The organism is Streptomyces sp. NPDC006208 (assembly GCF_040613775.1).
Lineage (GTDB): Bacteria > Actinomycetota > Actinomycetes > Streptomycetales > Streptomycetaceae > Streptomyces.
On sequence record NZ_JBEXSW010000031.1, the window covers coordinates 16767 to 30406 of the forward strand.

Annotated in this window: 7 protein-coding genes; all 7 read right to left on the reverse strand. The window is 71.3% G+C overall.

Features of this window, described 5'->3' with window-relative positions:
* Positions 1 to 125: 125 nt before the first annotated feature.
* On the reverse strand, positions 126 to 1157 hold the full coding sequence (locus ABZ208_RS24410; RefSeq protein ID WP_356911590.1) for a MoxR family ATPase: 1032 nt from the start codon (positions 1155 to 1157) through the stop codon (positions 126 to 128).
* Positions 1154 to 2431 carry a toll/interleukin-1 receptor domain-containing protein gene (locus ABZ208_RS24415; protein ID WP_356911591.1) on the reverse strand — a complete coding sequence of 426 codons (1278 nt, stop codon included), beginning with the start codon at positions 2429 to 2431 and terminating at the stop codon, positions 1154 to 1156. Before ABZ208_RS24415 ends, ABZ208_RS24410 begins: the two co-directional genes overlap by 4 nt.
* A gap of 75 nt (positions 2432 to 2506) precedes the next feature.
* Entirely contained in the window at positions 2507 to 4864 is a 2358-nt protein-coding gene (locus ABZ208_RS24420) for a hypothetical protein (RefSeq protein ID WP_356911592.1), read from the reverse strand.
* A 6-nt stretch (positions 4865 to 4870) separates the two neighbouring features.
* Positions 4871 to 5965 carry a hypothetical protein gene (locus ABZ208_RS24425; protein WP_356911593.1) on the reverse strand — a complete coding sequence of 365 codons (1095 nt, stop codon included), beginning with the start codon at positions 5963 to 5965 and terminating at the stop codon, positions 4871 to 4873.
* Positions 5962 to 7050, reverse strand: a complete 1089-nt coding sequence (locus tag ABZ208_RS24430) for a hypothetical protein (RefSeq protein WP_356911594.1) — start codon at positions 7048 to 7050, stop codon at positions 5962 to 5964. The genes ABZ208_RS24425 and ABZ208_RS24430 overlap by 4 nt, the downstream gene beginning before the upstream one ends.
* Positions 7047 to 9794, reverse strand: coding sequence for a hypothetical protein (locus ABZ208_RS24435; RefSeq protein ID WP_356911595.1), 2748 nt, complete (start codon positions 9792 to 9794; stop codon positions 7047 to 7049). The genes ABZ208_RS24430 and ABZ208_RS24435 overlap by 4 nt, the downstream gene beginning before the upstream one ends.
* Positions 9791 to 13633 (reverse strand): tubulin-like doman-containing protein, encoded by a 3843-nt coding sequence (locus ABZ208_RS24440; protein ID WP_356911596.1) that lies wholly within the window; start codon positions 13631 to 13633, stop codon positions 9791 to 9793. The genes ABZ208_RS24435 and ABZ208_RS24440 overlap by 4 nt, the downstream gene beginning before the upstream one ends.
* Positions 13634 to 13640: the final 7 nt, after the last annotated feature.

A 13640-nucleotide genomic window follows, 5' to 3' on the forward strand; every position in this document is an offset into this window, starting at 1 on the left:
CCCTTCGTCCTGGGGTGCGATCGTCTCAAGGGCCAAGGCCAGATCTCCCAGCCATGTGCACCCCCTCCGGGGCGCCGTGCCCATGGCGTGCGGTGCGCCGCGCCCCGCGTGGTCACGCCGGCCGCTCATCGCCCCCCGTCTCCTTCGGCCGTGTCCTCGGGCTGCTGGTGCTTGAGCAGGACGAGGTTGCGCAGCCGTGTCCAGCGGGGGTCGGCCGGGCTGCGGATCTCGAGGGAGAGACAGGCATGCAGTGCGTCCAGGAACTCGGCCGTGCTGGGCGCACGCATGCCGTCTTTCTCGGCCTGTTCCCGCGCGGCAAGGACCTCCCTGGCCACAGCCGTCGCCAAGGCCTCCTGGTCCCTGTCCCAGAAGTCGTCGGTGAGATGTGCACGGGCGATCTCGACCAGCCGGTCCTTGCCGGGCGAAGGAAGCGAGGCGACGACACAGCGCCTCAGGAACGCCTGTGGCAGCTCTCGTTCCTCGTTGGTCGTGATCACCACAAGGTGGCGGGCGGGCGCCGGGCCCGGCTCGGTGCGCTGCTCCATGCGGACCACGGTGCCGGTCTCCGTCACCCTGAACTTCCCGGATCCCAGAGGCACCAGCAGGCCGTTGGGTACATCCGGGTCGGCCTTGTCGATCTCGTCGATCAGGACCACGGCTCCGTACCGCGACCGGCTCTCGTTCAACTTCACGAACGGCTCCTCGCACGTGTCCTGGGGACCGCCGTTCCGGGCGGCGACGCCAGGCACCGCCAGGTCCGGCGGGGCGCCGCGCCTCAGTGCGGAATCCCGGGCGTACGCCCACCACAGCGGTCCGGGCCGGACGTACCGGTGGTCGTTGAGCTCCTCGCCTCCGTTCGCGCGTGCCTGAGCGTCGGCGAGGCGCCGTACCGTGTCGTAGGTCCACAGCAGGTCGCTGGCCTGAGTGCGGTAGGTGACCACATGCTCGTAGTAACGCCAGTCGAGTTCATGTGCCACATGCATCGCGAGTGAGGACTTGCCGCAGCCGGGTTTGCCACGCAGCAGCAGTGGGCGCCCGGTCGCGAGGGCGACCTCGACGGCGAGGCGCCCCTCGTCGGGCATCAGGTAGCACGTGCCGTCCCCGCGGTCCGGGCCGCCCCATGTCCGTACGGACCCGTAGCCGGATTTCTCGGTCATCCCATTCCTCTGCGCGGCATGTGGTATTTCGTCTCGACTGCGTCGAACAGGTTCTTCACCCTGAAGTGACCCAGCCTCTCTCCTTCATCACCCAGGACCGGGCTGGCGACGATGGCGTCCGACAACCCCCACTCCGCCCGCAGGCGCTCGTCCGGCGCGGTTCCGTCCAGCACGGCGACCACGTGGAGCCATGGGAAATCACGCCTGATCTCCTTTATGACTGCTGCGAGCATGCGTCTTCGGGCCCCCCTGGCCACGGGTATGACCAAGTAGAGGTCCTTGCCCGGCGGTTTGGCGCACTTCTCACCGGGCGAGGCGGCCGCCATCTTCCACAGAGCGCCCTCCAACTCGCCCCTGAACACGGCCGCAGCCTCTGTTTCATCACCTTCGAGCGCGATGGTGATCTCCTTGTCGTACCTGCTGGCCTCCTTGCACATCGCCCGGTCGATGTAGTGTTCGGCGGTCTCCTTGGCGTAAGCGTTGAGCAGGATCACGCGTCCCTCGTCGGTCCCTTCGGCCGGGATCAGGCCGCGGGCGGCAGTGGCGTCCACCCACGTCGGCGCCATCTGGTTGGCCAGATGGCCTCCCGCAGGCCCCAGTGCGGCGTACAGGTGCCCCACGGCAGCGGGAACGGTTTCACCCAGGCCGGCGTCCAGCAGGCGGCGGGCGAGCAGACGCTCGCCGTTGAAGCCCCCGGCCTGCTGCGCCTCACCTTCCTCCAGCCCGAGCATCCGCGCCGCCTGCTCGAGAGCGCTCCGGTCCGCGCAACCGCGCAGCATCAGTGATACGCGCTCGATCCAGCGCTGCATCGGCTTGTCCTCGCCGGGCAGCCTCGGGAGCTTCGCGAATTCCCGGGCCACTCTCGTGGCGAGCTGTGAGGGTGTCGGTCTGACCTTGGTGTCGCACCTCATGACCTGCTTGATGTTGAGCACGTCCAGATGCGCGGATTCCAGATCCGATGTCGAAACCCCGTCCAGCAGGACGACCACCAGGAAGATTCCCCGGACGTCGTGTTCCTGCCTCAGGATCTCGGCCTCGCGTCGCACCCACTTCGAACTGAGCGCGCGGCGGCCGATGATGAACACCGCCGCGTCGCAACTGGCCAGGTTCCTGCGTATCTGGGGTTCCCAGCCCTCCTGATTGCGGAGCGACTTCCTGTCGAGGAACACCTCGTACCCGGCACACTCCAGGCATTGACGGACCGCGAGGCACACCTCCCAGTCGAAATGCTCCACCTGGGAACTGTGGCTGATGAAAACCCGCTGGGGCACCATGCGGCTGCCCTCCCCCTACTGGATCCCACGACGCACCGTCGTCTCGAATTCATGTGCCTGCTCAGATCGACCTGTTCAACCGCTCATCCACCCCCATGCCAGAACGAGAAGCAGGAGAACGACAAGGAGACCCATGGCGATGCAACCGAATTTCCAGCTTTCGTCCGGCGGCTCCGCGCGGTGCATGCCATGCTGCGGCCCCTGCCGGTGACCGTGGGCGACAGGCCGGTACGGCTGCTCCTCATCGCTCTCCGCCCGCGGTGGCGTGGACCCGTCCCGCAGGTGGTCGACCAGATGGACCCAGACCTGGGGCGGCAGGTCAGGCACTTCACCGTCGCGGGGGTGGAGAACTCCCTCCAGCACATGGCGTTCCGCCGGCCCGTCCTTGACGCACAGCCGACGAAGCAGCCGGTCCAAGGAGTCCGCGAGGCCGGGGTGCCTGACATACGGCCGTACCGCCCAGTGGAACAGCCAGACAGCATCCTCCGACGCGGCCTGCAGAGCGTGCTCCTGCGCGTCGGCGTCAGGCTCGTCAGGAAGCGGATAGAGGTACAGGCTCTGGCGCAACACCTCACGGCACACCGTGTCCGCCTCCTGCAGGGAGTGCCACCGTGCTCTGTCCGCCAGTGCGTCGAGAAGGAGGTCGCGGGTCGGTCGTGCCACGTCCTGCGAACCCAGCCTGTCGAGCAGCACCTCGTCCGGTAGCCGACTGAGCCGTCGCCGTACCTCCCGCCTGCCGGCCTCTCTCATGGTGGTGTCGGTAGTGGCTGCCTCGGCGTCGCCCAGGATCCCTTGTGCCTGATCCGCCGCCTCACGATGCCGGCGCCTCCTGGCAGGGGAGAGCAGCCTGCCCAGCCTCTGCAGCTTTCCGGCACGTCGTGGAACTGCCCGCACTGCCACGACCGGACGACGCGCGGGCCGCACGGGCTCCTGGCTCGTCGCCGGGTCCGTGTGCGGTGAGCCTGACGGCGTCATCCGCGGCTTCTCAGGGGTGTGCGGCACTTCTCGTGAAGGGGGCGGGAAGAGCTGTCCGGACGGCCCCTCTCGTGGTTCGGACACGCCCGGTGCGCCGGCCCCGAACAGCGGTGGGCCGGGACGCAACTGGGGGCCCGCCGGAGGACGGCGGTCGGCGGGAGCAGGGGAGGCCGAGGGCTTGCGGAGCGCTTCCTCCACCGGCGGCTCCGGCGCACGGGGTACCTGCCGTGGGGGGCTGGTGAGTGGTGGCGGGCTCCCCGGAAGGGGCGGCTGCTGGTACGAACGTTCCGCCGCCGGATCCGCGTCCGGGACCGTCGGGTCAGGGCCGGAGGGCTCTTGCCCGTCGGAGCCGGTCCCTTCGTACGAGCGGCTCGTCTCCGGCAGGTCGGCCCACTCCACGCGGCGAACGTGCTCATCCGGAGAGCCATGCCCGCTCTGACGGTCCTGCCCGGCTGCGTGAGCGTTCCCCCGCTCGTCCGTCCAGGTTCCGGACGCGTGGGTCGTCGGGGAGGGAACCATGAGTGGTCCCTGTTCCGCCTGGTCGTGGTAGATGTCGAACCCGTGGCTGAGCAGTCGTCTGAGCCCGCTCAGCCGATCCCTCAGCGGCCGGTCGACCGCGTCCCGGCACATGTCCATGAGCCTGCCCAGCTCGTGCGGCCTGGAAGGGGACCGCAGAAAGCACCTCACCAGGTCTGCCGCCACCTCGTGGGCCTCGTCCTGCGGGTGGCCCTCGAAGGTGATCCGCTCCAAACTGATGTCCTGGGTGGCCGATTGGCGCCACTCGGGCACACAGACCACCCGAAGCGCGTTCGAATCAACGGTGTCGTACGTCGCGAAGGTCCAGTGTTCACGGCCGATCCACTGCTCGAAGACACCGCACAGCCCCCACATCAGCAGCGGGGCAAGGGTCTTACCGGTCCCCAAGGCCTCCGGGATGCGCATCGACACCCGGTGGTTCGGGGTGCGCAAGAGCTGGGCCACCGCAACCGTGAGATGTGCCTCGACCGCCGGTACGTCCTGCGTGAACTGTCTCCACTGTTCTCGCGCGGCGCCGTACAGCCCTTGGCGCGGGACCCGATCCACCGGCCCGGAAAGCTCCCCAGCGGGATCCTGCCCCCATTGCCAGGAACTGAGGGCAAGACAGAAGCGCGGCGTCAGCGCCTCGGACGGTCCCAGCAGCGCATGGGAGAGCGTGCTCTGCCTGCCGGTGGCGTCCCGGGCGGGTCTGCGGTGGATCAGCACGACCTCGCCGCGCTCCCTCAGAACCACCCGGACCAGGCTGGGCTCTTTGCCTCCCTCCACGCGCAGCAGTGGTGCCAGCGCGGCCCGCAGGGCTTCGGCGCGGTCCTTGCCGCACGAGTACGCCACGGCCGTGATGCCGGTTTCGTGCCGGTCGCGGTTGCCCTCCCAGCGGAAGACGAGCTGGTCGAGCATCTCCTCTTGGTTGTCGTCGCTCACGTCGCGTCACATCCCCACGGTCGAGGGCCTGTGGTCCGGGTTGCTGCTCAGCAGCCCGCACATCGCGAGGATGGACACCAGCGGTCCGAGCACCCTCCGTGAGCGCACCCCGTGCGGGAAGAGACCGTTCTGGGGCTGGCCCCCGGTCGCGGAGGCGAAGTGCAGGGTGCAGCGCAGTGCGCTGTCGAACGGCCGGAGCCAGGCCGGGGCGGCGTGCCGTCGCAGGAAGGCGTACACGTCGCGGCTCTCCTCGCGGAGCCGCCGCGGGTCGGCCGGGACCGAGGACGGTTCGCTCAGCCAGCGGTCCACCGGTGGTTCGAAGCGCAACAGGTCCGCCTTGCCGACCACGAGCGCCGTGGCGACATCGAGGTAGGGGCCCTGACGCGGCAGCCGGTCGAGTACGGTCTCGAAGGCCGGATCGCTCCGGCTGACTTCCAGGCCGTACTGCGTTCGCGCGTCGTCCAGTTGCGGCAGCCCGAAGGCCAGCACCGGATCGACCACGAACACCAGCGCGTCCACACCGAGCAGGAAGCGCAGCAGCGCATCGGTACGCACCAGGTCCTCACCGCCCAGGTCGAAGAACGCGACCGGGCGGACCTGCCCGTCCACCCCGGTGAGCAGCAGTGCCTCGACGAATTCGGCGAAGGGTGTCTGCCCGGTGGCCTCGAGCTGCTCGCCCGAGCGGAGAAGGGCCACCCGTTCCCTGATGAAGACGGAGTGGTCGGCCGGGTTGACCGACTGCCATTTCACCCCGTAAGGCTCCAGACCGCCGTCCGTCACCTCGGCGATCATCTGGGTGAGCAGGTGGCTCTTGCCCGTTCCCGAGGTCCCGACCATGGCCACGGTCAGCGGGCGGCCGTGGGTCAGGTAGGGCACGGGGATGTAGTGCGGCTTGATGTCCTCGGTGTTGCCGCAGAGCTGGAAGGCGCTGCGCATGACATCGGCGCGCCGCAGCGGATTGGTGAGCTTGGAGATGTCCAGCTTCTCGTACTGGAGCTTCTCGTTGCGTGTGTGGAGGACCCGCTCGTCGTAGGTGACGATCTCCAGGCAGTAGGGGCAGATCACCTGGCCCGGTTCGAGCTGGGATGCGGTGCCGTTCATCGGCGTCCCCTTCCGCCACGGTCACCCGTGCCACCGTTGAACCATGTGCGCCTTCGGCCGGCCGGATCCGTGCCGTCCGAAGCCCGGAGCGGCTCGGTGGGGTGCGGATCGCCGTGCGGTTGCGAGCCGTCCCGGTCCAGCCCGGCCGCCGCGCGCTTGCGCGCGAGCGCGGTGTCGAACTCCCTGCGGTGCGGCTCCAACGGGTCGGGGCGTGCCGCCACCGTGGCGTGCGGGTCGGAGTCCGGCATCAGCAGACCGAGCAAGTGCCCCGGTGTGGGACGGTCCTCCGCCTTGGGGGCGAAGGCACCGCCCAGGGTCTGTACCAGCGACCGGTGGACGTCCAGGTCCGCCGGCGGGCCCTCCGGACTGCCCTGACGCCCCGCCACGAGCTGGTACATGAGCTGGGCGGCGCTCCACAGGGCGTCTCTGGCCTCGACTTCGCCGACTCCGGCGCGCTGCTCGGGTGAGGCATAGGGCGCCGCCCCCCAGGGGACGCGCGGAATGCCGGTACGCGCCACCGCCCCGAGGTCCCACAGCTGGGTCCGCTCACCGTCCCACCGGACGGCGGCGGGCACGATCCCGCGGTGGACCAGGCCAAGGCTCTCCAACAGCCGGATGGCGAGCACCAGATCGCGCTCGATGATGCGCTGGTCGGTGGTGGAGATGCCGTGGGCGAGGGAGGTCGCCGGCTCACCGCGCGGGGCGGCGTAGATCAGAAAGGGTTCCGCCGCATCCATGTCGTAGCCCACCGGAACCGGGAAGAGCCCCTGGAAGGGGGTGCCGGAGAAGGCTCGGTGGACCGCCAGCGCGACGCCCACCTCGGTCTCCAGGATCTGGTACTCGTGCGGATCGGCCGCGTCAGCCGCGCACAGTCGTACCTGGAGCCCCTGCCAGGCGTCGCCGAGCAGCACCTCGCGCGCCACGTGGGGAGGACGTACCACCCGCTGAAGATCGGCGCCGAAACGGACGGGAACGTGGTGCCGTTTGCCCCGGGGAGTGGTGAAGGAAAGGTCCGGCGGTCTGTCGGTGCCGGGCTTGGGACTCGGCTCCGTGATGCTGCCCGCGCCCGTCTTCGGTTCACTCACCACGGGTTCTCCTCACCATCGGGCAGTTCCCGCGGCTTCGTCCAGTCGTCGGCGCCCTGGAGGTGCCAGTCCGCGCCCGTGGACACGCGTTCCTCGCCATCGGCCCACTCCCGCAGCCGTACGCTCTCCACCACGCCTGCCCTCAGGGGGACAAGCCGGAGCAGCCCGGCATAGCGCCCGGACGAGGTCCAGACGGCGCGGCTGCGGACCACCGGGGCCGTCCCGGAAGGGGTGTCCGCGGCCTGGGGCGGCGATCCCGGATCCATCCCGTGGCGGGCCTCGGCCCCGTTCCACACGGCCTCCGGTGCGAACCTGATCCACTCCACGGCGGACGGGTCACGGCTCAGCAGCGGCGCCTGGTCGGGGGAGACGAGCTGGATGACCCGGCGCAGGTCCGGGTTGGGGTCGGTGGCCTCAGCGACGCGCTGCGCTCCTATGCCCAGCAGTCCTTCCGAGGTGCCGCGCCGCTGCTGGAGGCGGGCGAACGGTGGCGCCGAGACCACACCGTTGCGCAGCAGGTGACGGTGCGCCGCGTCGAGCTGCTCGCGCACCTCCTGCTCGATACGGGTCAGCGCGGCACCCCCCGCGCGGCCGCGTTCGACGGCTCCCCAGTAAGGATCGAGGGCAGTCACCAAAGCGTCGACGAGGTCGCCGACCAGAGTGTCGACCAGCTCCGGTCCCCCTTCACCGGCCTCCCTGTCCAGCCACGCGGGACCGTCGCCCGACGGACGGACGGCCGTCGCGCTGACGCCCACCGGGGCGGACGCCGAGGGGCCGTCTCCCGGTCCTTGCCCCCGTTCGGCAGACCCGGGCATCCGCTCGTACGTGTCGGGCGCGGGCATCCAGTCCGGCAGCTCCGTGCCGGCCGAGGCCTCCCCCGCGGCGTGGGACGCGGGCTCCTGGGCCGGCTGTTCGCCCCAGCCACCGTCGTCGGCCTGCCCGGGTCCGCGGCCGTGTGCCGCCCCGGCGTCGAGCGCCTCGGCGGTGGCGGCGGCGCCGCGCAGCGCCCCGGCGACCATGCGTGCCGCGTTCGCGCAGTACATCCGTTCGTCGGCCGCCCACCACTGCCGCAGGACCGCCTCCTCGAGCAGGGCGTCAAGGCCGTCCAGGGCTCGCTGCGCGTCCGCACCCCCGGTCCGCTCCCACCAGTGATCGACGGCCTGGCTCCAGCGCAGCGCGACCAGTGCGACGGCAAGACCCAGTCCGAGCAGCAGCCCGGTGAGGCCCGCCCACGGGGGGACCTTCCACCATGTCGCCGACCAGGCACCCGCGGCGCCCCCGAGCAGTGCCGCCGCCGCCTGCGGCAGGGCACCGGTGGACGCCGAGCCGGCCGTCGCGCCGCCGGCGCCCCGGTTCGGGCGGCGCACCCCCGCGAGCAGGCTGCCGCCGACGAGCACCAACAGGACGGCGAGAGCCGCGAGGGTGGCCGGCCAGGCCCACAACGCGGCCAGAGCGGTGGCGACGACGGCGCCGGCGAGCTGTCGCGGTGACGCGGCGGACACGGTGAACCGCTGTGCCGCCGACACCCGTTCCAGCAGCTCCGCCGGGCATCGGCGGTCCACCTCCGGAAGGAGTGCGGCCCCGGGGACGGGCGCCACCTGCTCAGAGAGTGCCGCGAACCGTTCCGCGACGCTGCGCAGCGCGAGCCTCTCGTCCAGCATCCGCTCGGCGAGTCTGCGCAGCCCCTCCCCGGTCCCTTCCCTCGCACCGGCGTGCGGCGGCACCTGAATGCCCAGTTCCGCCAGCCGGAGTGTGGCCTCGGCAGTGGCGGTGCCGGCCGCGGGACCGCCGTCGTGCAGTGCCTTGAGTACCAGATCCCGGTAGCGGGCAAGACCGTGCGCCGCATCGTCCAGTGCATGGGCCGCGGCGCGCCCTCCTGACCCGGTGACCAGGCCGCCGAGCCGCCGGAACCGGTCCACGCCCTCCCACGCATCGTGCAGCGCGTCGGCGCAGTTCAGGTGGGCACGGTCCGCCGCACCTCCCGGAAGACGGGGCCCGGGAACACGCCCGGCGGGCCGCCCGGCCGCCATCTCGTCCATGGGTTTGGGCAGTTCGACGGGGATGCCCTCGCCTCCCTCCCGCGCGCCGGCCTCCGACCGGTCGCCCGCGAACCGGCTCAGTGCCTGGCGCCATGCCCGGGCCCTGGCGGCCTCCGACAGGTCGTGCTCCAGCACCCGCACGCCGGGCACCGCCACGGCGTCGGGGAACTGCGCGAGCGTTTCCAGGGCGTCGTCGAACAGCGCACGCAGCAGATCCACCAGGATCGCCAGGGCATCCGGGTCGTCGGCCGAGACGGGATCGCCCGCCGTCCGGGCCGCCCGCAGGTCTCCGGCCCACAGCAGCCCGGCGTCCGGACCCCGCAGAGCGGCCGGCCGTTGCATCCGGCGGCCGTACCCGGCCTCGGGGTTCTCCTCCTCCGGCAGTCCGCCGGATGCCGCCCCGTCGCGCGGGGAGTCCCCGCCCAGGGCATCGGGCAGGTCGCCGACGACGAGGCAGAGCACGCGCACACGCTGCCCGACGGTTCGGTAGCCGAGGATCTGCTCGTACAGGCTGTGATGGGACGTCAGTCCATGCGGTGTGTCGACCACGAGGAACCGGTAGAAGTCCTCCGGCTCGGGCAGCCCCTCGTGCCGCAGCTGTTCCTGGACCAAGGTCCGCAGGGCCCCGGGCGCAGCCAGAGCGTGCGCACCGGACCGCAGGTCCAGCACGATCACCGGCTTCGCGGCATCCTTTGCCGGGCTCACTCGGGCTCACGCTCCCAGGGGTTACGGGTCGTGCGGTCCTCGTCGGCTCCGCCGGAGGCCTGCGGCCCGTCGCCGTCCGTGCTCCCGAACCCGGCGGTCCACGGAAGGTCGCGGTCCTCACCCGGCCAGCCGTCCTGTGCGTCGTCGGCGTCGGCCCGGTAGGGCGGATAGACGGGAGGTGGCGGCTCGGGGGACGAGGCGCCGCCAGGCGCCTGCGGGCCCGGCTCCGGCGTCGGACGGCCGTACGGGTTCGCCGGCGGTGGAGGCGGGTCGTCCCTCCCGCCGTCCTCCCACGGGTAGTCGTCCCGTGCGGGGCGGCCGGAACGTGACGCCCCGGCCGTCCCGCCCGCGAACGGCTCGGCGGCCGGTGTGCGCTTGCCGGGGTCCTCCGGCGTCCAGTGGGGCCTGTCACCGTCCTCCGGTGCGGGCCGGTCCCGGTCGGGCGCCGCATGATCGGGGGAACGCCCGGCGCGGTGGGCCGGGTCGGACGGGGCGGGCCGCTCGGGCCGGTCGGATCGTCCGGGACGGGCGGGTCCTTGCCCGGGTCCGTCGGAGTGATCCGGGGCGGGTCCGGGGCCGCCTTCCCGGTCGGGCTGCGCAGAGTGCAGCGGACGCGTTCCCCAGTCGTCCTCCTCCTCGCGTCGTTGCGCCCGCTGGGCGTCCGGAGGCGGCTCGGCGGTCGGGTGCGCTCCCCCGCCGTCGGGCTGATGCCCCATCGCCGCCTCCAGGGTCCGCAGCGTCGGCTGGAACGCCCCCTTGTCCGTGAACTCGATGTCCAGAGCGCCCTGGAGGGTCTCGGACCAGAACTGGCGCAGCGGCCTGATCCACTGGGTGCTCCGCGGACCGTACAGGCGCTCCCGCTCCTCGAGGATCTTGAGCTGGTGCGGCGCCACCTTGTGGACGAGTTGTACGTACAGAGGGTCCGGCTCGCTGCCGGACAGCCCGAGGCTCTTCGGCTGCACCCTCATCAGCACGCCGCAGTAGTCCTCCACGATGCTGCCCTCGTCGAGCAGCGCCCATCGCTCGTAGGAGCGCAGCAGTCCGGCCCATCCGGAAATCTCGTCCCGGTACTCGTCCAGCCGCAGGGTCATCCCGGGCACATGGGGGCCCTCTTCCTCGTACAGCCGGATACGCACCCGCCGGGGCGAGTCGGCGTCGCCCTCGACGATGTCCGCCTGGCCGTTCCAGATTGCGCAGAGCAGGCGGTGGAGGATGTGCTGGCGGTCCTGCTCGGTGCTGGCCAGCCAGTCGTCGCGGTAGCCGAGTCGCTGCCGCCAGCTCAGCACGTCCTCGACCTGCTCGGCCTGGCTCGCCCTGGCCCACTGCCGGAGCACGTTACGAGCCTCCGGCACCTCGGTGAGGCTCATCTCGCTGCGGAAGAGCACCACCGTGATGGAGTCGGTCTCCACCCCACGGAACTCGATGGACCGCTTGCCGTCCCTCGGCAGCAGCAGTGACTTGCGCAGGTACTCCTCGACCGCGTCCTTGGCCTGGATGCGCGGGTAGACGATCAGGATCTTCAGCGGCCCGCGGCCCTCCGGTACGAATCCGTGCGGGAGCAGCCCGGCAATCTTGAACCGGAACTGCTCGATCGCGCTCTTGCCGGTCTCCTCGGCGGCGTCCCCCACCCCGGCCGCGGCGGCCAGCAGCATCGCCATCGACGGCAGCAGCGGCCGCTCGTCCGCCTGCACCCCGCTCTCCGCGAAGAGCGTCTTGATCCGCTGCTCCACCGTGGACTTCACCACCGCGACGGCGGCCCCCGGGTTACGCCGTCCCGAGCTGTGCGCGGCCTGCCAGCGGTCGCCGTCGATCAGCTTGAGGAGCAGCGCGGACTCGTCGTCGTTGTCACGCAGGTTGACCCGCTTGATGAGGCGTTCCATCAGGTCGTCGTAGAACTCGTGCAGGTTGTTCTGCGGGGGCAGGAGGTACGACACGCCGGTGCGGTCGTCGTAGAGTTCCTGCACCTGCTCCGCGAACGCCCTCGGCTCTTCCTCGACATGCTTGCGGAACGCCTCGACCAGCAGGGTCACCTCGTGGTTGGCCGCCACCACGGCCGGGCGCCAGCGCTGCTCCTGCTCCCGCCAGGCCTCGTGCCAGATGACCCGGCTGCGCCACTTGTACCAGCGGTCCTGGGCCTCGATCGCGGCGACCACGTCGTCGTCGCCCCACCGTGCCTTGGAGAGTCCGCCGATCCTTCCCTTGACCCGGGGGACGGCCGGGGGCTGCACCTCGACTCCGGCGGGCCGCCCGGGCTCGCGGCTGCGGTTCTCCAGCATGCCGAGGAAGCCGAGCACGGTGACGGGGTCCGGGTCGCCGGGGACGCCCTTGATGATGCGCTCCACTTGGAACAGGTCCGTGGAGCGCAGCAGCCGCTCCACCGCCGCACGGGGGGCGAACTGTTCGGCGAGCGCCGGGGCACGGCGGGAGACCCGGCGTCGCAGGTCCTCCAGGAGTGCCTGCATGTCGCTGACCCGGTCGCGCAGTGCCTGCTCGATATCGGCGCCACCACGCGGAAGCGGGTCGGGATCGGGTACGGGCAGGGCCTCGCGTGCCCACAGCTCGTCGAGCCCGGAGTCGGCGAACATCCGGCGGACGGTGCCGGTGTACGTGTGGCTCGACTGCCTGCCCGGGTCGGTCAGACGGCGTACCGACATGGCGAGCATGCGCGAGGAGACGAGCTCGGCCAGCTCGTCCAGCGGCGCGGTCATGGAGGCGACCAGGCTGGTGGAGACGCCCTGGTGGCCGATACCGGAAGCGGCCCTTGCGGCGCGGTGCAGGCCGCGGTTGATGAAGCTGGCGGCGAACGTCTGGTAGTCGTCGTCGGCGCGGCCACGGGGCCCTGTGCCGTCGCCCAGCTCGGTACCGATCAGCGACATCACGAGCGAGACGATGGAGCGTCGCAGGTCGTCGGGGCGGATGCCGGCGGTGCGGCTGAACAGGAACGCTGTCGGCACCATGCCGGTGCTCAGGCGGATGGGGTGCACGCCGGGGTAGCGGATGTGCAGCGCCGACTCCTGGGCCGTGTCGCCGAGGTCGGATTCGGCGGTGGGCACGTTCTGCTCGTCCACAAGCCTGAAGAGGTCCACCACCGCTCTGGCCGCGTTGAGTTCCGCCTCCCGGCCTCCCCCGGCGGAAGGGGAGAAGGCGGAGGGCATGACGACCAGGGGGTAGATCCTGGCCCCGGCGAAGTTCTTGGCCTTGAAGGCCTCGCCGATCAGGTGCAGGTAGTCGAGGAAGATCCCGGCTCCGGTGCCTCCTGCCACCGAGAAGGCCACGAACACGTCACAGCCGGACATGGGCCCGCCGCCGAGCTGGCTGAGTTCTCCCCCGGAGCGGCTGATGGCGTCGATGGCCTGCAGCAGCGGCCCCATCACCGGCGTCAGGCCGTGCCGCAGCGTGCCGAAGAGGCCGGCGCGGCCGACGGTGGGCAGCTGCCCGGCACCGTTGCGCAGCGGGGTGACCTTCGGCTCACCCTCGCGCGGCGGGAGCCAGCCGGCGGCCTCGCTCCGCATCACCGCACGCAGCATCCTGGTGACCTCCGGGGAACTGTCGAAGTCGGGGAGGAGGTCATGAGTGGCACGTGAGGTTCGGCTGTAGGCGGCCCGCAACGAGTTGTCGGCGCTCAGATGCGGGAGCCTGGCGAGCTCCGACTCGCTGAAGTCCGCGTAGACGAACTGGAGGCACTCCGGAAGCTGGTAGCGCAGCTGGATGCCCAGCCTGTTGAGCGCCGTGCCGTCGGGCCCGCACAGCTCGGCGCGCAGTCGGCGCTCGAGCTCGGAGCCGACGAGCCCGCCGGTGCCGCCCAGGCCGACGAAGAGCATCGGCTGGAAGATCTTCATGGGTTTC

Coding starts and splice junctions, on each gene's coding strand:
- ABZ208_RS24410 (WP_356911590.1), bottom strand. CDS start 1,157: ATGACCGAGAAATCCGGCTACGGGTCCGTACGGACATGGGGCGGCCCG.
- ABZ208_RS24415 (WP_356911591.1), bottom strand. CDS start 2,431: ATGGTGCCCCAGCGGGTTTTCATCAGCCACAGTTCCCAGGTGGAGCAT.
- ABZ208_RS24425 (WP_356911593.1), bottom strand. CDS start 5,965: ATGAACGGCACCGCATCCCAGCTCGAACCGGGCCAGGTGATCTGCCCC.
- ABZ208_RS24440 (WP_356911596.1), bottom strand. CDS start 13,633: ATGAAGATCTTCCAGCCGATGCTCTTCGTCGGCCTGGGCGGCACCGGC.